The organism is Subtercola boreus (genome assembly GCF_003399625.1).
GTDB lineage: Bacteria > Actinomycetota > Actinomycetes > Actinomycetales > Microbacteriaceae > Subtercola > Subtercola boreus_C.
In genome coordinates, this window is record NZ_NBXA01000025.1 from 27,131 (window position 1) to 51,508 (window position 24,378).

Below are 24,378 nucleotides of genomic sequence, written 5' to 3' on the forward strand. Positions count from 1 at the left end.
GGTTCCGGATGCCCGTTGCCTCAGTTCTTCGCCCTGCTGGTCGAGCTCGCGACCGCCGACTCCAACGCCGCGCACGACGGATCGCGCCACGGCCGCCGATTGCACGGCGCCGAGGTGGGGGCGGCGGGCGGTCGCGGGCGGGGGGCGACCGCGGACCGCGGGAGCGGGTGCAGTCAGCCGGCCACAGGCGGCAGACACGGCGCTAGTGCGAGGCCGCGAGCATCCCGACCACCTGGTCGTAGGTGCCGTTCACCGCGGCGAAGCGCAGCGGCTTCACGCTCTCGACGAGGATCTCCGGCGCGTCGGGCTGCGACGCGAGCAGCCCCATCACCTCGGTGAGGAACGCGTCGAGCGGCATCGCGTGCGGGTTCGTCGCCGAGGCCGCCCCCTGCAGCTCGGTCTGCACGGCCGGCGGCACCAGCTCGATGACCTGCACCGACGTGTCCGCGAGCTGCAGGCGGAGGATCTCCGTGAACGAGTGGATGGCCGCCTTGGTGGCGTTGTAGGTCGGAGTGTGGGCGAGCGGCGTGAACGCGAGGCCCGACGAGACCGTCATGATCGCTGCCTCCGGCTGCCCGGCCAGGAACGACGAGAACGCCGCGATGAGCCGGAGCGGCCCGAGCAGGTTGGTCGTCACCGTCGCCTCAGCCGCGGCGAGGAACTCCCCGCTCTGCAGATCCTCGGGGCGCATGATTCCGGCCATCGCGATCAGCACGTTCGTGGCCGGCCAGCGGCGCTGCACCTCGGCCGAGACATCCACGATCGACTGCGCGTCGGCCGTGTCGATGTACACGCCCTCGATGCCGGGGTTGTCGCGGCCGATCTGGTCGAGCAGCTCACGCCGGCGCCCGCCGACGATGACCGTGTTGCCGGCCGCGGCGAACCGCTGGGCGAGCCCCAGGCCGATGCCCGACGTGCCGCCCGGAAGAAAGATGGTGTTCCCTGAAATGTTCATGTCTCCAGCGTGCGGCCTGTCGAACAGCAGTAAAAGAGGAGCGTTCAGCCACGGATCGACAGTCCCTGCCTGAACCCTCCGTGCACGCGGCATGATGGAGCCATGGACAGACCCGGGCTCGCAGACTTTCTGCGCCGACGCCGCGAGGCGCTGCAAACAAGCGATGTCGGGCTGCCGCCGGGTGCCCGACGCCGCACGAGCGGGCTCCGCCGCGAGGAGGTCGCGAGCCTCTCCGGCATGTCGAGCGACTACTACGCGCGCCTGGAGCAGCAGCGCGGGCCGCAGCCCTCTGAGCAGATGCTCGCCGCCATCGCGCGGGGCCTCCGGTTGACTCTGGATGAACGGGACCACCTCTTCCGTCTCGCCGGCCACACTGCGCCCCACCGCCAGCGCCGCACCGAGCATGTCAGCCCCGCGCTCCTCCGCGTGCTCGACCGGCTCGACGACAGCCCGGCGATGGTGCTCTCCGACCTCGGGGACACCCTCGCCGAGAATCGGCTCGCCGTCGCCCTGCTCGGCGACCACAGCGCGTTCACCGGGCTCGACCGCAGCGCCTTCTACCGCTGGTTCACCGACCCGGCCGAACGAGCGCGCTACCCCGAACGGGACCACGCACGCCAGAGCTCGATCCAGGCCGCGGGGCTCCGGGCGGCGATCTCGGTCGGCGGGGGCGAATCGCGCGCAACCGAGATCGTGGCGAAGCTGGAAGCGTCGAGCCCAGAGTTCCGCGAGGTGTGGGAACGGCACGAGGTGCGCACCCGGTTCGACGACCACAAGACGCTCATCCACCCCGAGCTCGGCGAGATCGAGGTCGACTGCCAGGCGTTGTTCACCGAGAACCAGGCGCAGACCCTCCTGGTGCTGACCGCGTCACCCGGCACGGAGGGCTCCGAGAAGCTGCAGTTGCTCTCGGTGCTCGGCACGCAGCAGTTCAGCGCCTGAGGCCCCAACCGGGCCGGGAGCGGCTCCTCTCAGGCGGGTGGATGCTCGCCGCAGAGGTTCTCGGCGATCCAGCCGGGCGTGTCCGACACAGGCAGCTCGCCCGTCAGCACCAGCCCTGCGAACGTGATGGCCTTTTCGCCGAGCCGCCCGTCGGCCGAGTCGAGCGGATCCCGCCGCAGGCGCACCGACACCCAACGAGTCACGGATGCGCCCAGGCGCGCTGCCGAGACGGCGGTTCCGGCGAAGTGCCTGGCCTGCCCGTTCGAACCGTCGTCGAACGGTGGGGCGAACCCGCGCCCGGGGAGGCGATTCCGGCCCGCGAGCGCGGCGTCGAGCATCCAGAGCGGTCCGCGGCGGATGCCCGCAGCCTCCGTTCCGAGCGTGAGGAGGAAGTCGCGCGGGCTGCTGGCCTCTGCTCCGACACGGCCCGCGAGCGCGGCGAGTTCGGCGCAGGCATCCATCTTCGAACTCTACAAGGCGTGCCCGGGAACCGCCCGCGGCACGCGATGCGCCGAGTGGTCGCAGGGCCCCCCTCAGCCGTCCCGGCGGCGCGCGGCGCGGCGGAGCACGCGGTCGAGGGTTCCATTCGCCCAGAGCCGGTCGCCGTCGCCGCGGTCAGCCGCGACCGCCATCGTCTTCCAGCCGGCATAGACCGCGGGTGCGCCTTCCTCCGGGGCGGCCGGCTCGGGCGCCAGCAGATAGGCTCCACGGGCCGTCAGGGTGTCGGCGAGGCTGCGCGTCTCGCGCACGAATTCGGAGCCGGTGCCGGAACCAGCGCCGGCGAAAGGCGGGTCGAAGAAGACCAGGTCCTCCTCCCTGACCTCGGCGACGATGTCGTAGAAGTGCCTCTCCCGAATCGTGACGTCACGGTTCATGAGCAGCCGCGAGACCCCGCGGAGGTTTGCCTCGTCGAACGCGACCGTGTCGCGGCCCGCGCTGCCGCGGAGGTACACGAACCGGGCGGCCCGCTCGACCGGCGAGAGAGACGCAAGAGCACCGAGGTTCGCAAGGCTCCCGGCGCTCCCGGCGCTCCCGGGGCTCCCCGGGCTCCCGGCGCTCCCGGCGCTCCCGCCGGCGGATTCCGGATCTGCCTGGGCCACGACTGCCGCCCGGTGAACATGGTCGTGCCGGTCGCGGTGCTGCGCGACCAGCTGCACCAGTCGACCGACATCCGACTGCAAAATCTGCCAGGTGATGACCAGTTCGGAGTGATCGCTCGACAGACGGAAGGTCGTGCCGGGCTTCCGCTCCATCAACGCGATCGCCACCGCTCCCCCACCGAGGAACGGCTCGTAGTACTCGCCGAAGTACTCCGGAACGCACTCCAGCGCGAAGTCGGCCAACCGGCGCGAGCCCCGCGGGTGGAGGTACGGCGGGTGGAGGGGCCGGGAGCGCGGGGACACATTCCATTCTCGCCCGGACGACCGGCCACCCCGGTACACCGCCCCGCCTGGACACTCTCGTGCACGATTCCCAGCGCCCACAGGGTTCGCGCACAGCGCCGCGGCCGCCGCGAGACGTACGGTGTACTCATGCAGGAACACGAGGCAGCCGCAAGCGTGCCACGACTGCATCTGGCGGCCCGGTCGCTGTTCCGGGGAACCCCGGTGTGGGCGTTTCGCGCAGGCATGTTCCTCATCCAGCGTTCCGAAGTGAGGCGCATGAACGAGGAGCCTGTCGAAGGGGTGCTGCACACCGATGACATCGACTACGCCGGCGACGGGCATCCGGAGCACCGGCTCGATGTGATGGCACCGGCCGCCGTCGCTCCCGGCGGGGTGGGCGCCGCGGATGACCGCCCCCTCCTGCCCGTCTACGTCTACTTCCACGGCGGAGGCTGGACCTCCGGCGACAAGTCCACGGTCACCAAGTACTGCGCACACCAGGCGGCCACCGGGATGGTCGTGGTGAACGTCAACTACCGCCGGGCCGGGCGCTTCCAGATGGATCACCAGCTCCAGGATGCCAGTGCCGCCGTCGGCTGGGTTCGGGGCAACATCTCCGTCCACGGCGGAGACCCCGACAGGCTGGTGCTCGGCGGCGACTCCGCCGGCGGTCACATCGCCGCACTCTTCACCGCGACATCCGACAGCCCGGAACTCCGCGCACACTTCGGAATGGCCCGAGGGCACGCAGCGCCCCGAGTGCGGGGTCTCGTTCTGCACTGCAGCGCCGTCGACTTCTCGATGTTCTTCGCCAGGGCTCCCATCCTCGGCCGGGGTTTTGTGCGACTCCTGCACCCGAGGAGCTCCGCTTCCGCACCGGACCGTCGCGTGAGCCTGCGGAAGGCGGCGGCCTACCTCTCACCCATCGAGTGGATCGGGCCCGGGCATCCGGCCGTCTTCGTGACGACCTCCGCCCGCGACTACTTCTACGAATCTAACCTCCGTTTCGTCGAGCGCCTGCGCGCGGCCCTCGTTCCGGTCGAGACGATCATCTACGGCAGCGAGAACGCCAACACGCGCCACACCTGGCAGCAGAACTACCGTTTCCCCGAATCGCAGAACGTCTGGCAGCGTGTGACCACGTTCGTCAACAGCGTGACGAGCCAGACCGCCTGAGCAGGCCCCGTCCCGGGCGCGGTCGATGAGGGAACCATTCCCGCCGTGCCGGACATTAGGGGGTATGGGGACAGGAACGACAGACGAAGCGGCGACGTGGATCCGCGCCGCCTCCGGTGACGCATCGGCCTTCGGGACGCTGTTCGACGCACACCGCGACCGCGTGTTCGGACAGGCGAGAATCTTCCTCGAACCAACGATCTCACCACCGGGCAGAAGGATTCGGTCCGCCAGTCATTCACCGCACTCGTCGCAGCGGTCGAAGCTTTCCCCGCCCCGGTACCCCTCTGGCAGCCGCAGGGCACGACCCTCACCGGAGCATCGACCTGCGCAGGACTCGCGAGCGACGATCAGCTGCTGGTCCTCATCGACGGCGGCTGGGTGGAGCTGGGGGTTCCTACGGCGACGGCTGCCGACACCCTGCCGGGGTTCGCGGCGGCCGTGCTGGCCAAGGTGAGCCACGCCGATCGCCGGTGATCGGGCTGAATCCGAAACCACGCGGAAACACCCGGGCGCTACAGTGGGCGGACGTTCTGATACGGGGGAACCATGCAGAGTTGCGAACTGGCCGCCACCGGCTTCGATGCCTGGCCAATGTTCATTGCGGTGGCGCTCGTCGCCGTGGGGATCGGCGTCGCCGCGCTGATGCTCCGCACCGGGCGCCGTCGCGGGGCGATGTTCGCCGCCGCGCCTCTTCTGGTGCTGGCGCTGCTCGCGTCGGGCGCTGCGACGCCGCCGGCAAGTTCCGCCGCATCACTCACGGCTCCCTGCCCGACGGGCGCGATGGCACCGCCGCCGGGTGTCGCGCCGGCGCCTGCGCCGGCACCCACCGGCACCGCGACTCCGGTGCCGACCTCGACCCCGACGCCGACCGGCACGACCACCCCCGTCGACTTCCAGCCGGGTACGGCCGGGATCGGCGACGCCTACTTCCCTCTCGACGGCAACGGCGGGTACGACGTCACCCACTACGACCTCGACCTGGCCTATGACCCGGCCAGCCACGAACTCTCGGGCACGGCGACGATCACCGCCACCGCCACGCAGAATCTCTCAGCCTTCAACCTCGACTTCGACACCCGCGCCGTCGACGGCTCCGACGCGATCACCATCAGCGCCCTCACGGTCGACGGATCGGCCGCCGCCTGGAGCCTCGCCACGACCCAGATCAGCGACAGCACCGGCCAGCCGCAGTCTCCCGGCAGCACCGACGGCGACGCCACTCCCCCGCGGACGGAACTCACCGTGACACCGCCGGCGGGCATCCCGATCGGCGCGACGATCACGACAGCTGTCACCTACGCGGGAATCCCGATCACCATCAGCGACGCGTTCGGCCCGGCCGGCGTGTTCCAGACGGGAGACGGCGCCGTCGTCGTCGGCCAGCCCAGGGTCGCCGCGACGTGGTTCCCCTCCAACGATCATCCGGCCGACAAGGCGACCTTCAGCACCCGGATGACCGTTCCCGCCGGCCTCCAGGTGATCGGCAACGGGCGGCTCGCCTCGCACACCACGACCGGCGCTTCGAGCACCTGGGACTGGGAGATGGAGAAGCCCATGGCCACCTACCTCGCCACGGCCACCGTCGGGGACTACACGATCACCGAGCACGATGAGGGTGGTATCGCCTACTACAACGCGGTGGCGCCGGCGCTGTTCAGCCAGGATGCCGGTGGTGGGGTCTTCGTCGGCGACGTCGCGACGTCGATCTTCGACGACGAGCCCGAGGTCATCTCCTTCCTCTCGAAGTCGTTCGGGCCGTACCCGTTCAGCGAGGCGGGCGGCATCGCGATCGCCGACTTCGGTCCGACACCGGATGACTACCTCCCGTACGCGCTCGAGAACCAGACCCGGCCGATCTACCCGAGCTGGGCGTTCCCCGCCGACGCCGACGCCTCGGTCGTCGTGCACGAGCTCGCGCACCAGTGGTACGGCGACAGCGTCTCGATGGAGCGTTGGTCGGACATCTGGCTGAACGAGGGATTCGCCACCTACGCCGAGTGGCTCTGGGCCGAACACACCGGCGGGCCGACGACCCAGCAGTCGTTCGACGCCGCCTACGCGAACCCCACGGTTAGTGACAACCCGGCGGATGACGCGGCATTCTGGAGCACGGTGGTCGCCGATCCGGGCGCCGCAGGGATCTTCGACAGTGCCGTCTACACCCGTGGAGGCATGACCCTGCAGGCCCTCCGCACCACCGTCGGCGACGAGGCGTTCTTCCGGATCCTGAAGGGCTGGGCGGCCGAGAACGCCGGACACTCGGTCACGACGGCCCAGTTCATCGCCTACGCCGAGAAGGTCTCCGGGCAGGATCTGGCACGCTTCTTCGACGCCTGGCTCTACTCCCCGTCGAAGCCCGCGCTCGGCTGAGTGCTGCAGAACGAGAGAATCCCCCCGGACCGGCCGGGGGGATTCTCTGTGCAGTGCGGGTGTGGAGCTAAGGAGATTCGAACTCCTGACCTCCTCGATGCGAACGAGGCGCGCTACCAACTGCGCCATAGCCCCGAAAACTGCTTCGCCAGATTATCACGTGCCGACGGTGACGTCGAACCAACGGGTCGGCGCAACCGGACCGAAGCTAGCCTGCGCGGCGCTTCGCGAGGATCAGATCCACATCGAAAGCGCCCGTCTCGGCCGTGTCGACGACACCCATCGAGGCGAAGCGGCTCGGCGCCGGAGCGGGCGTGGAGAGGGCAGCGGGCGCAGGGGTCGTTCCGGGAGTCGCAGCACGCCGGGCTGCTGCCGTGACATCCGGAGCCGCGTCGGCCAGCTGGCTGGCGCGCAGAGCCTCTTCCGAGCTCCTGGCAGCCGCACGGAGGGCCTCCTCGGCCCGCTCCGCGGCCTGGCGGGCATATGCCGCCACAGGCATGGCCCCGTCGATTCGGCGATTGCCGACATACAGGGGCTTCGGCAGGGGAACGGGCGTCCATCCGGAGGCACCCGCGGCGTCGGCCACCGACGCATCTCCCGCAGGCGCGGCCGAACCCGTCTGGGCGGCACCGTCGGAGGGTAGGCGCGCTGCGTCGTCCGACTCTGCGTAGGCGAGGTCGATGTCGTAGTCGTGGTCGTCTGGCTCTGCAGACGACGTGCCGGCAGGCGTTGCGGCCCGCAGACGGATGTTCCGCCCAGCGCCGGCGGCCTGCCGCGCATCACCCCCCGCGACGTGGGGATTCTCGCGCAGCGTTCGCGCACGCAACGACCGCGCGTCACGCGCCAGCCTGCCCAGGCGCGTCACGCAGAGCGTCGCAGCCACAAGCCCGACCACCAGCACCACCCAGGCACCATTGATCGCGACCTGAACGGCGCCGAGCACGGTGACGACGAGCGCCAGCAGCAGGATGCCCGAGGCGGCCGCTCGCGCGCGCCGCAACTTCAGCGAGGCCTGTCGAAGAGTCGGGGCTGGGGTTCGGGGCGACAGCACGATGGTCTCGTAGTCTTCGGACCCGGTGCGCTCCTCGCTGGCGCGCGTCGCCGCCTGAAGCGCAAGACCCTGCTCGATCAGCGTCTGGAGGCCCGCGCGCTCGGCGAGCAGGTTCTGGGCGTTTGCCTTCTTCAGCACGCGCTGCTGTTCGGCAACGCTTCGCGCATTCGCTTCGACGCGCACCTCGTCGGGCACCTCGCTGGTCTCCGCCAGAATGCGGAGCGTCTGCTGCAACCGCACGGTGTTGCGTTCGGTCGAGAGGTATTCGTTCCGCCTGAACCAGGTCGGCAGAAGGTAGATCAGCCAGAGCACAGCGGCCAGGGCGACGATGAGGCCTCCGCCGAGCCAGTCCGTTGTCATGGGTCTACGGTATGAGGCCCGGCGCCGTATTCGGCTGAACCGGGGGGCGCGTGTCGCCGCGGGCTCCGGATGCGTACCACCCGCGCGCCCATCCGGAGCCCCCGCGGCAGCAGCCGCAGCCGCTCAGCAGCAGCAGCAGCCGCTCAGCAGACGCTCAGCGGTTGCGCGTCGCGATCGGTGTCAGCGCATCGAGCCTGTCCGCCTCGGGCACGCTCCCCTGACCTGCCGGCACCAGTCCCTCGTGCCAGCGCCGCAGCACCCCCGCCGGCAGTTCCTCGCCCACCAGGGCGAAACAGAAGTGGTCCCGCCAGTCGCCGTTGATGTGGATGAATCGTCGCCGCAGTCCCTCGTAGCGGAAACCCAGCTTCTCGACGACCCGCAGGCTCGGTGCGTTCTCGGGCCGGATGCAGATCTCGATGCGGTGAAGCCCCACCGCGGTGAAGCAGTAGTCGGCAGCGAGGGCCACCACCGTGGGCGTGATGTTCAGCCCCGCGAACCGTTCCGCCACCCAGTAGCCGATGCTCGCCGAGGAGACCGATCCATAGCTGATCGACGACACGTTCAGCTGCCCGGCCAGCTGCCCGTTGTATTCGATCACGAACGGAAGGCCGAACCCGGCACGAGCATTCTGCTGCAGCGAACGGATGCTCGCCCGGGTGTCGAACGACAGAGGAGCATTCGGGCTCGTGGCCTCCCACTTGCGAAGCCATCCCCGATTGGAGATGAGTTCGCCCTCCAGTGCCTTGGAGTCGCGTACGCGGATGGGACGGATGCTGATGGCGCCGTCGAGCAGGGTCGGAACGAACATAGCCAATGATAATCACCGCACCGGGGGCACCCGGACGTCTCAGAGCCCTGCGGCGAACTCCTTGATCCAGGGCCGGAGGTCGGGACCGAGGTCTTCGCGCTCGCTCGCGAGCCGGATGATCGCCTTGATGTAGTCCAGCCGGTCGCCGGTGTCGTACCGCCGACCGCGGAAGACCACACCGTAGACACCGCCCGCGAGCTCCGGCTTCTCGACCAGGGTCTCGAGAGCATCGGTCAGCTGGATCTCGCCGCCCTTGCCCGGCTGCGTCGTCTCGAGCACGTCGAAGACCTCGGGACGAAGCACATACCGGCCGATGATGGCAAGGTTCGACGGCTGAGTTCCGGGTTCGGGCTTCTCGACGAGGCCCGTGATCCGCACCACGTCCTCCTCGTCGGTCGGCTCGACCGACGCGATCCCGTAGAGGTGTGCCTGCGACGGCTCGACCTCCATCAGAGCGATGACGCTGGCCTGGCGGGTGTCCTGCACGTCGAGCATCTTGGTCAGGAGCACGTCGCGGGCATCGATCAGGTCATCGCCCAGCATGACCGCGAAGGGCTGGTTTCCCACGTGCGCCTTGGCGCGCAGCACGGCGTGACCGAGACCCTTCGGGTCACCCTGCCGCACGAAGTGCACGTCGGCGAGCTGGCTCGCCTCCGCCACGAGGGCGAGCTTCTTGTCGTCGCCCTTCTGCTCGAGCGTGTGCTCGAGTTCGGTGTTGCGGTCGAAGTGGTTGGCGAGCGCGTTCTTGTTGCGCCCGATGATGACGAGCACGTCGACGAGGCCGGCGGCAACCGCCTCCTCGACGACATACTGGATGGCCGGCTTGTCGACGACGGGCAGCATCTCTTTCGGCATTGCCTTCGTCGCGGGCAGGAATCGTGTTCCGAGACCGGCTGCAGGAATCACAACTTTGGTGATGGATGAGGTCATGGCTATGAGGGTATCCAAAAATCGGAGGCCCATCGGTGGAGTTCTGAAACACCGGCGTCATGTGACACCACCTAAAATCATTACATGCTGTCGCAAACGAGCAATGTCAAACGCGCCCTGCGCGCGGAGCTCCGTGAACGACGGCGCAACCGCACCTCCACGGAACGGGGCGCTGCGACCGACGCGTTCACCCAGAACCTCATGGCCCTGACGACAGAGCACGGCGCAAAACTGGTCGCCTGCTACCTCTCGGCTCCCACTGAGCCGAACACCCGCCCCTACCTCAACTGGGCGTTCGCGAACGGGGTGCGCACGCTCTTCCCGATCACCCGTGAAGACGGGTTGCTCGACTGGGCGCAGGGCGACGGCCAGACCGAGGCTGTGGGCCTGTTCGGCATGCCGGAGCCCGTCGGGGAACTGCTCGGGCCGATCGCGATCAACGATGTCGACCTCATCATCATCCCGGCTGCCGCTGTCGACAGCACGGGCATGCGCCTCGGCTGGGGGCGCGGGTACTTCGACAAGACTCTCGGTTCCATGCAGAAATGCCCGCCCGTCTACGCTGTGATCTACGATGACGAACTGATGGACTCGGTTCCGCGTGAGGTGCACGACCAGCCCGTCGACGGCGTCGTCACCCCGACCCGCATCCTGACCTTCTGACTTCTGACTTCCTGACTTCCTGGCAACACCCCGCACGAACCACAGAGCACCTGGAGCACTTCTTGCCTACCTATTCCTACCGCTGCACCGAATGCGACAACGCGTTCGACATCCAGCAGGCGTTCACCGACGATTCCCTGACGGTCTGCCCCGTGTGCGGCGGCAAGCTCCGCAAGGTCTTCGGCGCTGTGGGCGTCACGTTCAACGGATCGGGTTTCTACCGCAATGACTCGAGGGCGACGAAGACGTCGACCGACGGCCCGAAGAAGTCGTCGGGCGAGGGCGGCGGTTCGTCATCCTCGTCCTCGGACTCGTCGTCGTCGTCGTCGTCCTCGTTCTCGTCGGACAGCAAGCCGGCATCGGCCCCGTCCAAGCCGGCCAGCGCTCCCGGCGCGGCCGCCTGACAACCAGATCAAGACAGGAGCACACATGTTCAAGGGTTTCAGGGAGTTCATCCTCCGCGGAAACGTCATCGACCTCGCAGTCGCCGTCGTCATCGGGGCGGCGTTCACCGCCGTCGTGACAGCGATCGTCACAGGAATCTTCAACCCGCTGATCGCCGCGATCTTCACGTCCGGCTCTATGGACGACGCTCTGATCGTGACGGTGAACGGCTCCGACGTGAAGTTCGGACTGGTGATCGGTGCGATCATCCAGTTCCTGATCATCGCTCTCGTGGTGTACTTCGTCTTCGTGCTGCCGATCAACCACCTCAAGAAGGTCGCGTTCTTCAAGGGACAGCAGAGCCCGCCCACCGAAGCGGCCGCCGCCACTCCCCCCACCGAGGCCGAACTGCTCGCCGAGATCCGCGACCTGCTCGCCGCCCAGCGCTACCTCGGCGCCACGTCGGCCAGCCAGACCCCCGCGGGCCCGCCGTTCCCCAACGAGTGACCCACAGCCCACCGGATGACCGCGCCGCCGCCCTGCCCGTGAAACGGGTGGGGCGGCGCCGTGTCAGCACCGCGCCTGCTCCCGGTTCGGACGCAGAGCCGCAGGCCTCTGCTGCCCGGCAGCCCGGCCTCCGCGCACCCGTCGCCGACGAGGACACGCCCGCCGCCTGGGGCGACGCCCCCGACGACAACGAATCGCGCCTCCGCGCCGACGTGCCGCCGCACTACTGACGCGCCCCGCCGCTCTGTCATCTCCGCCCCTACGTAAGGGAGGATGCGGGCCCCGGTAGCGCGCCTACGACCTCCAGGGCGTCCTCATCCTCTTCCACGGGCGGAGTCCGCACGACGCTCGAGCGGAGTCAGACCGCGGTCAGCTGCCGCACGCCGATGACCGACGCGATGCGCGTCGCCACGGCCTCAGGGTCGGTGAACAGTTCGAAGCTGTGCACCCGCAGGTAGTGCCAGCCGAGACGCTTCAGCATGTCGGGGCGGAGGCGGAGCGATTCGCGAAGACTCATCGAGTGCACCACCGCGTCTGTCTCGACGACGATCGCACGACCCTCGTACGAGGCCACCAGGGTGAGCTTGCCACGGTGCTCGAACGCGACCTCGAGGCCCCGGGAGCCGAGGCGCCGGGCGAGGTCGATGAGCAGGGCATCCCCGGGGCTCGAGAAGGTGTCGGGCGAGGGCCCGTTCTCTGCCTCGGTGAGGATCTGCCGAAGCGACACGACTCCGTACGTCATCCGCTCCTCGTCGATGTCGGTCGGCTTGAAGCAGCTCACGATGTCCATCGAGCGGCGGGCCCGCGTCATGCCGACGGCGAGCAACCGCTCGCCACCCGGCTTGCCCAGCGGCCCGAAGTTCGACAGCACACGGCCGTGCGGGGTGCGCCCGTAGCCGACCGAGAAGATGACCCGGTCGCGGCTCTGCGCCACCGACTGCTCGAGCGTCGCCACCATGAACGGCTCAGCGCGGTCCTTCAGGATGAAGTCACTCAGGTCGCTGCGCTTCGCAAAGGCCCCGAGCACAGCCTGCTGCAGCCGCACCGCGTGCTTGGCGCTGGCCGTGATGACCATGAGCGACTCGCGCGGGTACTTCTGGGCGTGGTCCATGACAAGCCAGACGACGCGTTCGACTTCGGCGTCGACACTCTCGACGGCACCGGTCTCGCTGTCGGGCATCCCGCCCGCACCCTCGAGGTAGTGCAGCGTCAGGCTGCCGTGTCCGAGGAACGTTCCCGCCCAGGGGAGCGAGTCGATCTTGCCGTTGTAGAAGCGGTGGTTCACGAGCTCGGCGAGATCTTCGCCGCCCGCGCGGTAGCTGCGGGTGAGCGACAGTGTCGGCACGATCTCGGCGAGGCGGGCCATCGCCGACTCGCCGGCCAGCTGCTCGACCGTCTCCGTGTCGACCACGGCGCCCCGCGGAGCAGGCTGCACCACGGCGGCCACGGCGATCTCGAAGTGCGACGGCGTCTGCGTGACAGGGTCTCCGAACGCGACGACCTGCTTGGCGCGGCGGATCGCGCCCGCGTTCTCGGCGAGCGTCGTTGCGCCGGCGTCCACCAGGATGACGGCGTCGAACACGATCTCGTCGGTGATCTCACTCACCTCGTAGGGCGACGCGAGCCACACCGGAGCGAGCACGCGGCTGAGGTAGGGGGCGGCCCGCTGCAGTGTGGCAGACGTCACGCGGTCGCCGCGCAGCAGCGCCTTGAGCGCGGTGGCCTCGTCGGCGTGGTCGACCAATCCGACGCTCCACGTCTCCGACAGCTGCCAGGAGAGGATCTGCCCACTCACTGACGCATGCGCCTCGTCGACGAGCACGAAGTCCGATTCGAGCCGGTCGAGGATGCCCGTGTTGGCGCCGAGCAGGGCCCGGTCGTTCGCGAGCATCAGTTCGAGCACGCTCTGCCACCAGGCCAGCTCGAGTTCGTCGGCCACGGCATCCTCGGGGATGTGGCGCTGGGAGAGGTCGGTCAGCAGAGGGTCGAGGGCGAGCTCCCGCAGCGTGTCGAGGAGGGCCGTGCGCTCCTGCAGGTTCGCGAGAACCTCGGAGTCGGCAGCGAGCCCGTCGAGCAGCGGGATGAGTTCACTGACCGGCCGTTCCGTCAGCTGGCGGGCGGTTCCCGAGAGGCCGAGCGGCACATCCAGCCTCGCCAGATCCTCGTTCACGCGCTGGAAGGCGACCTGCACGTCGTCGAGCCCGGTCGGCACCTCCGGCGGGATTCCCGCGGCGGCGAAACGGTGCCAGAGGGTGCGCTGCTGCTGGATGCGGCGGAGCGAGGCGTTGATGTCGCTGATGTGCACCCCGGGGCGCACGTACTCCTTCGCCAGGCTCCGGAGGCGCCGACGCGAGGTGCCGGTCATCTGCGCCGAATCACGGCGCGGACCCGTGGCCGCGATGATGTCGGTGAGCGAGCGGTCGAACACCACGGGAAGGAACTTGTCGAGGGTCTCCCGCAGGTCGAGCAGCAACCGGAGGTACGACCCGAGCTCCGAGATCGTCTGGAACTGGCGCATGTGCGTCTGCCCGACGAGATCGTAGGCACGCGTGAGCAGGTTCGGCAGGTCGACGCGGTGGACGCGCTTCGCGGTCGCGTGCACCTCTGCTGCGTCCTCGGCGGTGTCGAAGGTCGCCCCGTACCAGGGCGAGTCGCCGGGGCCGTAACGAAACTCACCGAGCGCCGCCGCCTTGATCAGCGTCTTCGCCGCCCTGCCGCGCCCCGAGGCGAGCGCCTCGAGCGACGGGCGGTCGAGGCGTGCGGTGGTGGCCGGCGGCTGGGGCAGCAGAGACAGGCGTGCGAGCTCCCGCAGGGCATCCAGAACCGAGACCTTCAGCAGGGGGTCGACGCGGGAGAGCGACTGGCGGTAGTCGAGCAGCACATGGCGGAGCCGCACGAGAGCCTCGTCGACGTCGGAGACATGCGGCTGCATGGCCTTCTCGTTGCGGCTGATCGACTGGATCAGGTCGCGCCGGAGCGTGCGCGGAGACACGGCGGCCCCGGGCAGGCCGACATCGTTGAGGCGCCGGGCGATGCCACGGAGGCTGAGGCGGCGAGGACTCACGATGAGCACACGCTTGTTCTGGGCGACGAGCGCCCCGACCGCGTTGACGATGGTCTGCGTTCCACCGGTGCCCGGAAGCGTCTTGACGACGAGGGAGTTGCCCTCCGAGATCTGCGCGACCACGTTCTCCTGCTCGGCATCCGCGTCGAGGAGGAGGGTGTCGGTCGAGGGTGTGCGCGAATCCTGCGGGCTCGGTTCCACAGGGTGGTACGACGCCTGCACCGCGCGACGGGCCGTGAGGCTCCCCGCCACGGCGTCGAGCACCGGATGATCGAGCTGCCGGGCATCCGAGACCATCGAGGTGGCGACATCGGCGAACGACGACACCACGAGCCGGGGCTGCACACTGAACCAGGGCAGGTGCGAAGTGATGCCCCGCAGGTGGTCGATGACCGGTTGCGGCTTGAACACTCCGTTGGTCGCAGCGAGAGCCACGACCGTGTCGGCGTCGAGCGTGATCTGGAACTGGTCGCGAAGGGCCCGGGCGAGTTCGGGGTTCACGAAGGGGGCACCTCGGAGAGTGAACTCGAAGTCGCGGCCGTAGCGGCGCACCGACAGCGGGCGGAGCAGGAGCGGGGCGGTGAACTCCTCTTCGTCGAGCTTCCACTGGGCGAGACCGATGGCGAGGTGCACGGAGTCGATGCCGCGCACGGCCCGGAGCTCCACTCCCTTGTCGGTGATGGCACCGGCGGCGATGCGGGCGCTGCGGAGGGCAAGCTCGTCGCGAATCAGGCTCGACAGCAGCGTCGCATTGCCGGTGATGAACTGGGCGAGGCCACTCGGGTGCGTCGACGTGAGGTCGACCCGCGAACGCGGTGAGTCGTCGAAGTGGATGAGCGGGCTGGCGCCACCGACCGCGGCGAGCTGCTCACGCCACGCCTCGCGGGTCGGTTCGACCAGGTCGTCGGTCGAGATGATCGAACCAGTCTTCATCGCCGTCTCACCTCTGCCGGGGGCTCCGGAGTCGGCGCGGCGACTCCACGCCGACGTCGCTTCGTCGGTGCCAGACTCTTGAGGGTCTGATTCTCGTTTCTTATCGGCACGCCACACACAAGCACCTTATGCGCGACACGCCCGTATTCCCGGGAGGCGGGCCAGAGTTTCGCGAGGTCTGCGTGTCGTCTTGTGCGGGGCGCCGCCGTGGGCGTGACAAAATTGGGTCATGACAGAGCAGGGGCCGCCCTCGCCACACTCGTTCGTACCGCCCCGGCTCCCCCCTGCTCCGAGCAGTGGCGACGGATGGGTCGAAGACGGCACGGGCCGGAGGTTCTGGGGCCGGTTCGGCGCCGCGGGCCTGCTCGCGCATGACCCGGGCCGCGGCATCCTGCTGCAGCACCGTGCCAACTGGAGCCACTTCGGCGGAACGTGGGGCCTGCCGGGCGGCGCCCGCCACGAGGGCGAGACGGCCGTTCAGGGCGCGGTGCGCGAAGCCACCGAGGAGGCCGGCATCGACGCGGGTGCCCTCCGCATCCGGATGACGTCGACCCTCGACCTCGGATTCTGGAGCTACACCACCGTCGTCGTCGACGTCACGACCCCGTTCGAGGCTGCCGTCACCGACGCCGAGAGCATCGAGGTGCGCTGGGTTCCCGTTGCCGAAGTCGCCTCCCTGCCGCTCCACCCCGGTTTCGAGGCGAGCTGGCCAGTGTTGCAGGCCGAGCTCGAGCGCCGCACCGTTCTCATCGTGGACTCGGCCAATGTGGTGGGATCCCGCCCCGACGGCTGGTGGAAAGACCGGGTGGGCGCCACGGAGCGCCTGGCCGGCCGCCTGTCGCTGCTTGCGCGGCGGGGGCTCAGCGCCGCGGCGCTGGGGCTCGGCGGCGGCGCTGGTGTCGAAGACGACGGCCTCGCTGGCACCCACTGGTGGCCCGACACGGTTCTCGTCACCGAGGGCCAGGCCCGCGCCGCACGACTCGACGATCGCGGGGCCCCGGGGCCCGGAGCCCCGCGATCTCCCGACGGCACGGTGGCGGCCGACATCGCGGCGAGCATCCGACTCCTGCCCGCTGAGCACGACGGCGACCAGGCAATCGTCGATGCCGTCTCAGCCGCGGCCGCCGTCAGAGCCGCTGCGCGCATCCTCGTCGTGACGGCCGATCGCGAACTCGGCGCGCGCGTGACCGCGCTCGGCGCGAGCGTGCTCGGCCCCGGCTGGCTGCTCGCCCTGCTCGACGAAACCTGAGTCGTGCCGCGGGTCACGTGCCCGTCAGCGACACGAGCGTGTATTCACGCACCCGCCCGAAGCGTGTCGTACCGCACGTGCTCAGCAGCGGCTGCGAGAGCTTCTCTGCGACGGTCACCTCGATCCGGGCATCCGGGGCGTCCACCTCATCGGCGCCGGGCGCCACCATCGCGAGCGTCACGACCGTGACGCCATCCACCGCACCCGGGCGCTCGGCGAGGGGCGCAAACGCCCCGAGCCGGTCGATCCCGGACTGCACCCGCGCAAAGTGCTGCGCGGCCTGCACCGGGTGCGTCAGAGAACTGCGGCCGCGGAAGAATCGCTCCTCGACCCGGCCCTCCCTCGCGAGCTCCACCACCCGCACCGCATACGCATCGTCGACCCGCCCGTAGTAGAGACCCTCGGGGAAGATCGCCATCGTGCCGGCGAACCGGTCCCCGCCGAGGTGCGAGCACTCCCAGGTCTCGTCGGGGAACGTCGCCGCGAGGGCCCCCACGACCGGCCTCCCGCGCACGGCGCAGCACCGGTCGTGTTTCGCGTGCGTGCACACCGCGTAGATCGGCTCCGCCGAGTGGATGCCCGACGACCCGTCGAGCGGAACATCGAGCAGCTCCTGCGGAGCATCCACCTCCCCCCACCGCACCTCCTCGAAGCCGGGCCGGGAATCGACGAACGCCCAGCGCCAGCGGGTCGGCGCTCCGGGATCCCGTCGCCCCGTTTGCCGGATCGCGAGCGGCCGAAGACCTGCCGCCTCGATGCGCGACACGAGCTGCTGGCCGAGGATGCGCCCGAGGGCAGAGGAGGTGAAGGCGTTCGCGCCCCACGCGCCCTCGATCTCGACGAGGAACCACTGCAGCCCACGGGAGCCTGTCGCCCAGAGCGGATCCTGCCGCTCACGCGACCGGTCGCTGCACGGTCGCCACTCGGGAAGTCCGGCCCCGAGTTCACGAGTCGACGAGAGCGGGACCTCCAGACCCGGCGTCACAGCCCTCGTCCGTCACGGGTTCGACACCGCATCCGCCGCACTCGCCGCACTCGCCGAGGGTGCCGAACCTGCAGCTCCTCCCGAACGTCCCGCACTCCGCGACGGCTCACGCCGGCACCGCGACTCCCTCACGGAGCAGCCGGCGCACAACCACGACCGCCGATCCGGCATCGAGCCCGGGGAGATCCGAGACGACAACCGGTTCCCCCGTGAGCAGGCGCTCCAGCGCCGGCTTCGCCTCAATGGGGAGCGAGAGCGTCTTCGGCCCGGCGACGATCCGCACGTTCTCACCGGCGACCTCGATGCGGGCTCGCAGCGAGCGCCTCAGGCGCACAACGGTGTCGGGGCCGAGAGTCGCCAGCGCCTCGACCGTTCTGAGCGGCGACACCGACTCGGGCCGGGTGTCCGCAGCGAGACGCCTCGAGAGCGCCGCCGCCACGGCGTCGACCTGTCGTTCTGCCGCCGCGCGATCATCCGGAACCGCCAGCGCAGCCTGAAGCGATCCCAGTACCTGTTCGACGATCGGGCCGAGCTCGGCGGCATCACCGAAGTCGAGCCCGAGGGGCAGCGACGCGCGGAGCGCTTCCGTCTCGCCGATGACCGAGAGCAGCGCGGTTGCGACGTCGGCGCGCGTGTACGCCGCCACGCCGATCGTCAGGTGCACCGTCGTTCCGCCGAGGGCCTCGGCCGAATGGATCCAGCCACGCGGGAGGTAGAGCGCGTCACCGGGCCGGAGCACATGGTCGATGTACGCGGCTCCGGAGGCCCGCAATGCGATGGCCTCGCGGTGATCGCTCCACGGCTGGTCACGAAGGGGCGCGACATGCACCGGCTCGTGGATGCGCCAGTGTTTCTCCCCGCTGATCTGCAGCACGAACACGTCATGTACGTCGTAGTGGGGATCGAATCCCCGGTTCGAGGCCGGGGTGATGTAGGCGTTGACCTGCGCCGGATGCCCGAGGTCGTCGGTGAGCGCGCGCGTGAAGTCGACCAGGGCCGGCCACGTGCGGTGCAGCCCCTGCAACACGATCGTCGCGCCGGCGGCGAACTCAGCCAACACCTTCTCGCTCGACACCTGGTCACCGACCTCGGCGCCGAAACCACCGGGGGCCGTGAAGGACTTCGGCGCAAGCACCGAGCCTTCGGTCGCCATGCGCATGAAGGGCGTGCGGAGTCCGCGCTCCGACACGAGCTCGTCGACCGCGGCGGCGGTGAACAGGTCGTCGAAACGATGCTTTTCTCCCGAACCGGCCTCGTTCAGGAGGGGCTTTCTCGCCCAGTACTCCCCGGCGAACTGCGGAGCCTCATCGCCGACCATCCGGGCCAGGGCGGGGCGTTCATCCATCGGTCTCTCCTGTGTGACACGGGGCTGGCTGCACCTGCCCGCCCGGGAACGGATCGCTCGTTCAGACGTGAGAGAGCGCGGACCAGTTCCCCGGCCCGCGCTCGAAGTCAGGCACTATGCCGAGCCGTCGGCTCCGCCGTCGTGGCCACCGGGGTTGGCTCCGCCATCGGCGGTACCCTCCCCTTCATCGGCTGAGCCATCGGCTCCGCCGTCGTGGCCACCGGGGTTCGCGCCCCCGTCAGCTGGACCTTCTCCTGCGTCGGCAGAACCATCGGCTCCGCCATCGTGCCCGTTCGGGTTTGCGCCGCCATCCGCGGGACCCTCTCCGCCCGCTCCCTGTTCGGTGGTGATGTCGTCGTCGTCGATAGCCATAGGTCATCCTCTCGGTACCGCCCGGCGGTCTTTGCCGGAAGCGGCTTCAGCCTACGCCGATCATCCGACACCGAGAAGTGCTTGCCTAGACTGGCGAGATGAGTATCCTTGCGTCTGTCTTCGTCGGCATCACGGCGCTCCTTCACGTCTACATCTTCGTGATGGAAAGCATCCAGTGGCGCCAGCCGCGCGTCTGGAAACGTTTCGGTCTCGCATCCCAAACAGACGCCGACACAACCGCGCCGCTCGCGTACAACCAGGGCTTCTACAACCTTTTCCTCGCGATCGGTGCCGCGCTCGGAGTGGTGCTGCTCTACACGCCCGCGCACGAGGCGGGATTCACGCTTGCCGTCTTCACGATGGCCTCGATCCTGCTCGCGGCCGTGGTTCTGCTCTCGACGGGCCGGGACCGGCTCCGCTCCGCTCTGCTTCAGGGCACGCCAGCGCTACTCGGCCTGGTCTTCCTTCTCCTGGCCGGCTGAGCCCGGCCCGCCGGTCGAGAGCCCACGGGTCGCCCGTTCAGCCTTGCGAAGAGCCCGGTGAATCACTATCGTCCGGGCATGCGCTCTCTCTACAGAGTGGTGCTGACCGCGATCCAGGTCAGCGTGCCGGTGCCGCCGACCAGCGCCAGCGCGGCGATGACTCGCACAGCGGTGTTGCGGGTGAACTTCTGCCACGGTGTGGTGAGTTCGGGGCGGGAGAAGTCGGGGCGGCTCTGGCGCCCCGAGGAGCGGGATCTGCGGGTCGTTCTACGAGTCGTCGATGGCACCCAGCCATTATTCATGAAGATCGGCTAGTCGGGTAATCTTTGCTCATATGACTGTAAAGGTGGCGGAAGAGAGGGCGGATGCACTGCTTTCGCGTCCGGGACTCTTCACGGCCTCTGCGTCCACCGTGTTCCGGGTCCCCGTCGTGTTGATCGACGGCCGCTCCGGATCGGGTAAGTCGGAGCTGGCGACGGCCCTCGCCGCCCGATGGCCCGGCCCCGTCACCCTCGTGCGTCTCGACGATATCTATCCCGGATGGGACGGGCTCGACGCCGCCACCACTCACGTTCACGATCACATCCTCGCCGCAGCCGAGCCTCGCTGGCAGCGCCATGACTGGATCTCGGGACTCAGCACGGAATGGACGCCGGTGGATCCCACCGTGCCGCTCATCGTCGAGGGAGCAGGCAGTCTGAGCCGAGCGAACGCCTCACTCGCCACGCTTCGCATCTGGGTCGAGCTCGACGACGCGACCCGCAAGGAGCGTGCCCTCGCCCGCGACGGCGACACCTACGCACCGCACTGGGAGCGCTGGGCAACCCAGGAGCGCGCCTTCCTCGCCCGCGAGAACCCGCGCTCCCTCGCCGACGTCGTCTTCACCGAGCCCTGAGGCCTCCCGCTGCGGGCACCAGCGGCAGCCGGCGCAGCCCCCGCATCAGGTCATCGACAGCGAGCATGACTTCGGGTCCGACTGCCGCGAGGTGCGCGATCGCGTACTCGAAACCCTCAACTACACCCTCGCGGGTTGCCTCCACAATGTCCCGGGCATCCTCCGGCGATACCCCGAACTGTCTACCTGCCGCCGCCAGATTCTGCCCGCCTATCCGATCGAATCGATACTCCCCGCCGACACTCATCGCACTGTTCAGGGGCGACACACCATTCCAGTAGGGCGCGTACGTCGCTAGGTCATACAGCGGCGCGAGGCGAACGAATGCTCCCTCGAGCATCAGCGAGTAGTTCTTGGCATGAGCATCCGTACAGCCGGCCACGACGTTGAAGACGAATGCGCGGTAGAAAGCCTGACCCGCAGCTCGCCGATCCGCTTCGAAGGGCAACGAGCGAAGCAGCTTGGCGATCTCGGAGAGACCGGGTCCCCCGTCACGGTGCTGGTACTTCTTCGCCGGCGTGACTGCCAACGCCTGGCAGAGATCCTCCTGGTGAAGGCGCCGCCAGACACCATCCCGATACGCGCGGTCGTAACGGCGCGTCACGAAAACGTCCCACCCAGCAATGGTTTCGAGCTCAGTCTCCGCGACATCCAGTCCCAGGTACGCTGCAGCGTGCATGGTCAGCTGTTCGACGACGTCGAGTCTTCGGATCTGCCCGACCGCAGGTTTCAGGATGTGCGTGGTCGGCGTCGAATCCTCGGGAACACCCCAACTGCCGTCGCCGAAGCGATGCAAGGCGATCTTGGGCTGGGCTCCCGCGAGGCTGAATCGGCCGGCCGGATCGTCGTACGGTACGCCGTCGGTGTATTCAGACACCACATGGGAGAGCATCAGGCCGATCTCTGCACGGTCAACAGGTCGCACCCGGCTACCCCCTTGATCGGCGTCACTTGCATCGATTCCCGCACCGACGATCTCGACCGCGCCCGCAACGTCAGAGCCGACATGCTCGAGCAGGGCAAACGGGCTTCGGGCTGAGACACCGAACCGTCTGGCCATCGCCCCAAGCGCCTCGTCGTTGTCCGGCAGGAGTCCTTGAAGGAAGGGAAGTACGGTGCGCTTTTTGTGAACTCCCGCCGCAAGGGGCATCGACAACGAGAGCGGCGTCGGGTGGGGCCTAACCCGGTAGCCGGCGTCATAGTGGAAGAGGAGGTTGCCTCCCCCTGCCTGTTCGATCGAACCGCACAGCGCTCCATCGAGGTAGAGGTCCAGCACCGTCACCAGCGCACCTCGCCGGATGACTCGACCCGGAGCGACATCTCAAATCCGAGCGCCTGGAACACATCCATCAACTTGCCCGCCTCGACAGTGGGCTTGCCGCCTTCAAGGTCCGCGATGAACGACCGGGACACTCCGGCCCGACCGGCAAGCTGCTGTTGCGTCAGGCGCTGCTGTTCGCGCAGCTCGCGCACCACGGCTGCGGCCTCCCGAACGGTTCTCATCCGAACTCCTGTCGCCGTACGGCGTCAATTCGATTTATCGCCGTACGCACACATTATCAGATGTCGCCGTACGCACACCCGATGACCCCACAGACGTTCGCCACCCGTCAGGGTCGGCCTCGTCGCTTCGCCCGCGCCGCGAACGCGTCAAGGGCGAAGAGCACCTCGCGCGACTCGTACGCGCGCATCCGCGAGGCGGATCCGATCTGGTGCAGGACGCCATCACCGACCAGCCGGTCGATACCGTTCTGTGCATTCCGCTCGCTGACCCCGAGGGCAGTTCCGACCGCATGTGCGTCGACGACGGGCTGTTGCTGCAGAAAATCGAGCAGCCGGCGGCCCGCACTCCCCGCTCGAGGGGTGGCATCCCGCTCCCAGCGCGCACGAATCGCGGTGAGATCGGCGACGAGTCTCCGCCCGTTCACCACAGCCTCCAGCGAGGCATCGGTGACAGCACGCATGATCGGCACGACCTGTCCTGCGCGATAGTCGGTGAGCGCTGCGAAATACGCGGATGTGTCGCGCAGTAGTCCCGCTGAGACGGGCACGGTGACCTGCCGCGTCACGCCCAGCCTGTTCAACATGGCCTGGATCAGCGCTCGCCCTGTTCTCCCGTTGCCATCCGGGAAGGGATGAATGGTCTCGAACTGTGCGTGCGTGATCGCGATCTGGGCCATCGCAGGCAGGTCTGTTCTCCGAGCGAACGCAACCAGGTCGTCCATGAGTTCAGCCAGGCGTTCGTGCCGGGGCGGAACGAACGACGCGGAATGCGGACTGTTCGCGTACCCCCCGCCGATCCAGACGGCCTGATCGCGCCACGCGCCCGTGTGTTCAGGCTGGTCGTTTCGCAGAAGCGCCGACTGCATGCTGATGATGGTCGCGACATCGAGCTCTTCGGCCATCTCGATCGCTGCCTCCATGGCGCGCACGTTGCCGACGATGAGGCGCGAGTTGCCCCCGGTCTTCCGGCCGAGCTCGGCCAGGGCGATGTTCTTCGCAGACGCTGTCAGATTCTCGATCTCCGAACTCGCAGCGCTCTCGCTCCTGAGGAGAATAACGGAGAACGGAGCCGCAATCGCCCCGACCTCACTGTCGAACCGGGCCAGTTCGAGCACAGCGTCTTCGGCGGCAGTCACCGTTTCGGAGTCGAGCGGCGGAATGGGCAGGCCCGCGATCAGAGGGGGGATCGCCGCGTCGTACGGCCCTCGGGCTTTCAGCGCGGCACGCCGGGACACACCCGGTTCAACCGAAGCGTGCCACTCGACGGATTCGAAGCCGACCGCAGGCCACCCGGGTCCATCTACCGTCATCATTCTCGTATCTTACCGATGGTTACAACCACAACCATCGGTAAGACAGATCCACGTTGTCGTGAAGGTGCCCCTAAGCGAGGCGCTTCAGAACCCGGTGACCCCTGTTATTTCACTGCTGAGGCTCGTGGATTCGGCAGAATTCAGCGCTTTGCTTGTAAAGCAACCTCTAGAGCAACGGACCGGTTTCGTGTCTCAAACACGTGTCTCTCCCGAGTTGCTCGATCAACTCGTCAATGAATACCGAGATGGCGCGACGGTCTATGAGCTACAAGAACGTCATGGAGTTCATCGCTCTACGATCGCCTTCCACCTGAAGAGGCGAGGCTTGCAGGTTGGGAAACAACCGCTCAATTGCAGTGAGGTGACTCAGGCTCGAGAGTTTCACGGTCAGGGGCTTTCGCTGAATGCGATCGGGCGAAAGATGGGGCGAGATCCGAAGACGGTGAAAACTGCGTTGGCATGAAGAGAACCCGACCTGTCGGTGGAATGGCTCGTCAACAGAAGCTGTCGGGCTCGATTCATCCGCAGGTGCGGGCCGGGCTTCAGAGTTCGAAGCCGGTTCTTTCTCTTGGCCTTCGGGTCTGCCCAGAGTTTGGTTGTCACTGGGGGTTGATGGTTTTCAGGCCGCGTTTGCGGTTGTGTAAATTGTCTCAAACTCGACGGGGGTGAGTTTTCCGAGCGCTCGTTGGCGTCGGCGGCGGTT

25 protein-coding genes and 1 tRNA gene are annotated in these 24,378 nt (G+C 68.4%); 11 read left to right on the plus strand and 15 right to left on the minus strand.

Translation table 11 applies throughout. The features are described from left to right. Positions 1 to 202: 202 nt before the first annotated feature. The gene (locus B7R21_RS13260) at positions 203 to 955 is read right to left on the minus strand and encodes an SDR family oxidoreductase (protein ID WP_116283735.1); all 753 of its coding nucleotides are present in this window, start codon (positions 953 to 955) and stop codon (positions 203 to 205) included. A gap of 102 nt (positions 956 to 1,057) precedes the next feature. Here B7R21_RS13260 and B7R21_RS13265 point away from each other — a divergent pair, with 102 nt between their 5' ends. Beyond that, a complete protein-coding gene (locus B7R21_RS13265; RefSeq protein WP_116283736.1) occupies positions 1,058 to 1,897 on the plus strand; it encodes a helix-turn-helix transcriptional regulator in 840 nt (279 codons plus the stop codon). Between the two features lie 29 nt (positions 1,898 to 1,926). Here B7R21_RS13265 and B7R21_RS13270 read toward each other — a convergent pair whose 3' ends face one another. Next, positions 1,927 to 2,358, minus strand: coding sequence for a hypothetical protein (locus B7R21_RS13270; RefSeq protein WP_116283737.1), 432 nt, complete (start codon positions 2,356 to 2,358; stop codon positions 1,927 to 1,929). A 72-nt stretch (positions 2,359 to 2,430) separates the two neighbouring features. Beyond that, positions 2,431 to 3,300 carry a DNA adenine methylase gene (locus B7R21_RS20155; protein WP_172592174.1) on the minus strand — a complete coding sequence of 290 codons (870 nt, stop codon included), beginning with the start codon at positions 3,298 to 3,300 and terminating at the stop codon, positions 2,431 to 2,433. 129 nt (positions 3,301 to 3,429) lie between these two features. Here B7R21_RS20155 and B7R21_RS13285 point away from each other — a divergent pair, with 129 nt between their 5' ends. After that, a complete protein-coding gene (locus B7R21_RS13285) occupies positions 3,430 to 4,458 on the plus strand; it encodes an alpha/beta hydrolase (protein ID WP_253259812.1) in 1,029 nt (342 codons plus the stop codon). Between the two features lie 549 nt (positions 4,459 to 5,007). Further along, positions 5,008 to 6,831 (plus strand): M1 family metallopeptidase, encoded by a 1,824-nt coding sequence (locus B7R21_RS13290; RefSeq protein WP_216364234.1) that lies wholly within the window; start codon positions 5,008 to 5,010, stop codon positions 6,829 to 6,831. A gap of 62 nt (positions 6,832 to 6,893) precedes the next feature. On the opposite strand, the gene B7R21_RS13295 is transcribed toward B7R21_RS13290, so the two are convergent. The 4 genes from B7R21_RS13295 to galU all read right to left on the minus strand — a co-directional run bounded on the left by B7R21_RS13295 (position 6,894) and on the right by galU (position 9,980). Next, positions 6,894 to 6,966 (minus strand) — tRNA-Ala (locus B7R21_RS13295). A gap of 73 nt (positions 6,967 to 7,039) precedes the next feature. Further along, a complete protein-coding gene (locus tag B7R21_RS13300) occupies positions 7,040 to 8,242 on the minus strand; it encodes a hypothetical protein (protein ID WP_116283740.1) in 1,203 nt (400 codons plus the stop codon). Between the two features lie 154 nt (positions 8,243 to 8,396). Further along, on the minus strand, positions 8,397 to 9,050 hold the full coding sequence (locus tag B7R21_RS13305; RefSeq protein WP_116283741.1) for a GNAT family N-acetyltransferase: 654 nt from the start codon (positions 9,048 to 9,050) through the stop codon (positions 8,397 to 8,399). A 39-nt stretch (positions 9,051 to 9,089) separates the two neighbouring features. Then, positions 9,090 to 9,980: a UTP--glucose-1-phosphate uridylyltransferase GalU gene (gene galU, locus B7R21_RS13310; RefSeq protein ID WP_116283742.1), complete on the minus strand. Its 891-nt coding sequence runs from the start codon at positions 9,978 to 9,980 to the stop codon at positions 9,090 to 9,092. Positions 9,981 to 10,064: 84 nt separating this feature from the next. Between galU and B7R21_RS13315 the strand changes: the two genes are divergently transcribed. From B7R21_RS13315 to B7R21_RS13330, 4 genes are all read left to right on the plus strand, one after another. Continuing rightward, positions 10,065 to 10,643: a 5-formyltetrahydrofolate cyclo-ligase gene (locus tag B7R21_RS13315; protein ID WP_116283743.1), complete on the plus strand. Its 579-nt coding sequence runs from the start codon at positions 10,065 to 10,067 to the stop codon at positions 10,641 to 10,643. Positions 10,644 to 10,705: 62 nt separating this feature from the next. Beyond that, positions 10,706 to 11,047: an FmdB family zinc ribbon protein gene (locus B7R21_RS13320; protein WP_116283744.1), complete on the plus strand. Its 342-nt coding sequence runs from the start codon at positions 10,706 to 10,708 to the stop codon at positions 11,045 to 11,047. 25 nt (positions 11,048 to 11,072) lie between these two features. Continuing rightward, a complete protein-coding gene (mscL, locus tag B7R21_RS13325) occupies positions 11,073 to 11,534 on the plus strand; it encodes a large conductance mechanosensitive channel protein MscL (protein ID WP_116283745.1) in 462 nt (153 codons plus the stop codon). Then, positions 11,531 to 11,764, plus strand: a complete 234-nt coding sequence (locus B7R21_RS13330) for a hypothetical protein (RefSeq protein ID WP_147305888.1) — start codon at positions 11,531 to 11,533, stop codon at positions 11,762 to 11,764. Before mscL ends, B7R21_RS13330 begins: the two co-directional genes overlap by 4 nt. A gap of 128 nt (positions 11,765 to 11,892) precedes the next feature. Here the strand turns inward: B7R21_RS13330 and B7R21_RS13335 are convergent, their stop codons facing one another. Then, positions 11,893 to 15,531, minus strand: a complete 3,639-nt coding sequence (locus B7R21_RS13335; RefSeq protein ID WP_116283747.1) for an AAA family ATPase — start codon at positions 15,529 to 15,531, stop codon at positions 11,893 to 11,895. A gap of 229 nt (positions 15,532 to 15,760) precedes the next feature. Here B7R21_RS13335 and B7R21_RS13340 point away from each other — a divergent pair, with 229 nt between their 5' ends. Then, a complete protein-coding gene (locus B7R21_RS13340; protein ID WP_116283748.1) occupies positions 15,761 to 16,780 on the plus strand; it encodes an NUDIX domain-containing protein in 1,020 nt (339 codons plus the stop codon). Between the two features lie 13 nt (positions 16,781 to 16,793). Here the strand turns inward: B7R21_RS13340 and B7R21_RS13345 are convergent, their stop codons facing one another. The 3 genes from B7R21_RS13345 to B7R21_RS13355 all read right to left on the minus strand — a co-directional run bounded on the left by B7R21_RS13345 (position 16,794) and on the right by B7R21_RS13355 (position 19,482). Continuing rightward, positions 16,794 to 17,765 carry a sucrase ferredoxin gene (locus B7R21_RS13345; RefSeq protein WP_216364235.1) on the minus strand — a complete coding sequence of 324 codons (972 nt, stop codon included), beginning with the start codon at positions 17,763 to 17,765 and terminating at the stop codon, positions 16,794 to 16,796. A gap of 106 nt (positions 17,766 to 17,871) precedes the next feature. After that, a complete protein-coding gene (locus B7R21_RS13350) occupies positions 17,872 to 19,110 on the minus strand; it encodes a cupin domain-containing protein (protein WP_116283749.1) in 1,239 nt (412 codons plus the stop codon). A gap of 114 nt (positions 19,111 to 19,224) precedes the next feature. Next, entirely contained in the window at positions 19,225 to 19,482 is a 258-nt protein-coding gene (locus B7R21_RS13355) for a BatC protein (protein WP_116283750.1), read from the minus strand. Positions 19,483 to 19,580: 98 nt separating this feature from the next. Between B7R21_RS13355 and B7R21_RS13360 the strand changes: the two genes are divergently transcribed. Continuing rightward, positions 19,581 to 19,964, plus strand: a complete 384-nt coding sequence (locus B7R21_RS13360; RefSeq protein ID WP_116283751.1) for a DUF1304 domain-containing protein — start codon at positions 19,581 to 19,583, stop codon at positions 19,962 to 19,964. Positions 19,965 to 20,053: 89 nt separating this feature from the next. On the opposite strand, the gene B7R21_RS13365 is transcribed toward B7R21_RS13360, so the two are convergent. Beyond that, positions 20,054 to 20,251, minus strand: coding sequence for a hypothetical protein (locus B7R21_RS13365; protein WP_116283752.1), 198 nt, complete (start codon positions 20,249 to 20,251; stop codon positions 20,054 to 20,056). Between the two features lie 47 nt (positions 20,252 to 20,298). Here B7R21_RS13365 and B7R21_RS13370 point away from each other — a divergent pair, with 47 nt between their 5' ends. After that, positions 20,299 to 20,859, plus strand: coding sequence for an ATP-binding protein (locus tag B7R21_RS13370; protein WP_116283753.1), 561 nt, complete (start codon positions 20,299 to 20,301; stop codon positions 20,857 to 20,859). Here B7R21_RS13370 and B7R21_RS13375 read toward each other — a convergent pair. From B7R21_RS13375 to B7R21_RS13385, 3 genes are all read right to left on the minus strand, one after another. Beyond that, positions 20,846 to 22,141, minus strand: a complete 1,296-nt coding sequence (locus tag B7R21_RS13375; protein WP_116283754.1) for a HipA domain-containing protein — start codon at positions 22,139 to 22,141, stop codon at positions 20,846 to 20,848. The genes B7R21_RS13370 and B7R21_RS13375 overlap by 14 nt on opposite strands. Beyond that, entirely contained in the window at positions 22,138 to 22,362 is a 225-nt protein-coding gene (locus B7R21_RS13380; RefSeq protein WP_116283755.1) for a helix-turn-helix domain-containing protein, read from the minus strand. Before B7R21_RS13380 ends, B7R21_RS13375 begins: the two co-directional genes overlap by 4 nt. Positions 22,363 to 22,469: 107 nt before the next feature. Beyond that, positions 22,470 to 23,675 carry a Fic family protein gene (locus B7R21_RS13385; protein ID WP_116283756.1) on the minus strand — a complete coding sequence of 402 codons (1,206 nt, stop codon included), beginning with the start codon at positions 23,673 to 23,675 and terminating at the stop codon, positions 22,470 to 22,472. Positions 23,676 to 23,733: 58 nt separating this feature from the next. Here B7R21_RS13385 and B7R21_RS19740 point away from each other — a divergent pair, with 58 nt between their 5' ends. Beyond that, positions 23,734 to 24,138 (plus strand): hypothetical protein, encoded by a 405-nt coding sequence (locus tag B7R21_RS19740; protein ID WP_147305889.1) that lies wholly within the window; start codon positions 23,734 to 23,736, stop codon positions 24,136 to 24,138. Positions 24,139 to 24,378: the final 240 nt, after the last annotated feature.

Coding starts and splice junctions, on each gene's coding strand:
- B7R21_RS13260 (WP_116283735.1), bottom strand. CDS start 955: ATGAACATTTCAGGGAACACCATCTTTCTTCCGGGCGGCACGTCGGGC.
- B7R21_RS13265 (WP_116283736.1), top strand. CDS start 1,058: ATGGACAGACCCGGGCTCGCAGACTTTCTGCGCCGACGCCGCGAGGCG.
- B7R21_RS13270 (WP_116283737.1), bottom strand. CDS start 2,358: ATGGATGCCTGCGCCGAACTCGCCGCGCTCGCGGGCCGTGTCGGAGCA.
- B7R21_RS13285 (WP_253259812.1), top strand. CDS start 3,430: ATGCAGGAACACGAGGCAGCCGCAAGCGTGCCACGACTGCATCTGGCG.
- B7R21_RS13290 (WP_216364234.1), top strand. CDS start 5,008: ATGCAGAGTTGCGAACTGGCCGCCACCGGCTTCGATGCCTGGCCAATG.
- B7R21_RS13300 (WP_116283740.1), bottom strand. CDS start 8,242: ATGACAACGGACTGGCTCGGCGGAGGCCTCATCGTCGCCCTGGCCGCT.
- B7R21_RS13305 (WP_116283741.1), bottom strand. CDS start 9,050: ATGTTCGTTCCGACCCTGCTCGACGGCGCCATCAGCATCCGTCCCATC.
- galU (WP_116283742.1), bottom strand. CDS start 9,980: ATGACCTCATCCATCACCAAAGTTGTGATTCCTGCAGCCGGTCTCGGA.
- B7R21_RS13315 (WP_116283743.1), top strand. CDS start 10,065: ATGCTGTCGCAAACGAGCAATGTCAAACGCGCCCTGCGCGCGGAGCTC.
- mscL (WP_116283745.1), top strand. CDS start 11,073: ATGTTCAAGGGTTTCAGGGAGTTCATCCTCCGCGGAAACGTCATCGAC.
- B7R21_RS13335 (WP_116283747.1), bottom strand. CDS start 15,531: ATGAAGACTGGTTCGATCATCTCGACCGACGACCTGGTCGAACCGACC.
- B7R21_RS13340 (WP_116283748.1), top strand. CDS start 15,761: ATGACAGAGCAGGGGCCGCCCTCGCCACACTCGTTCGTACCGCCCCGG.
- B7R21_RS13350 (WP_116283749.1), bottom strand. CDS start 19,110: ATGGATGAACGCCCCGCCCTGGCCCGGATGGTCGGCGATGAGGCTCCG.
- B7R21_RS13355 (WP_116283750.1), bottom strand. CDS start 19,482: ATGGCTATCGACGACGACGACATCACCACCGAACAGGGAGCGGGCGGA.
- B7R21_RS13360 (WP_116283751.1), top strand. CDS start 19,581: ATGAGTATCCTTGCGTCTGTCTTCGTCGGCATCACGGCGCTCCTTCAC.
- B7R21_RS13370 (WP_116283753.1), top strand. CDS start 20,299: ATGACTGTAAAGGTGGCGGAAGAGAGGGCGGATGCACTGCTTTCGCGT.
- B7R21_RS13380 (WP_116283755.1), bottom strand. CDS start 22,362: ATGAGAACCGTTCGGGAGGCCGCAGCCGTGGTGCGCGAGCTGCGCGAA.
- B7R21_RS13385 (WP_116283756.1), bottom strand. CDS start 23,675: ATGATGACGGTAGATGGACCCGGGTGGCCTGCGGTCGGCTTCGAATCC.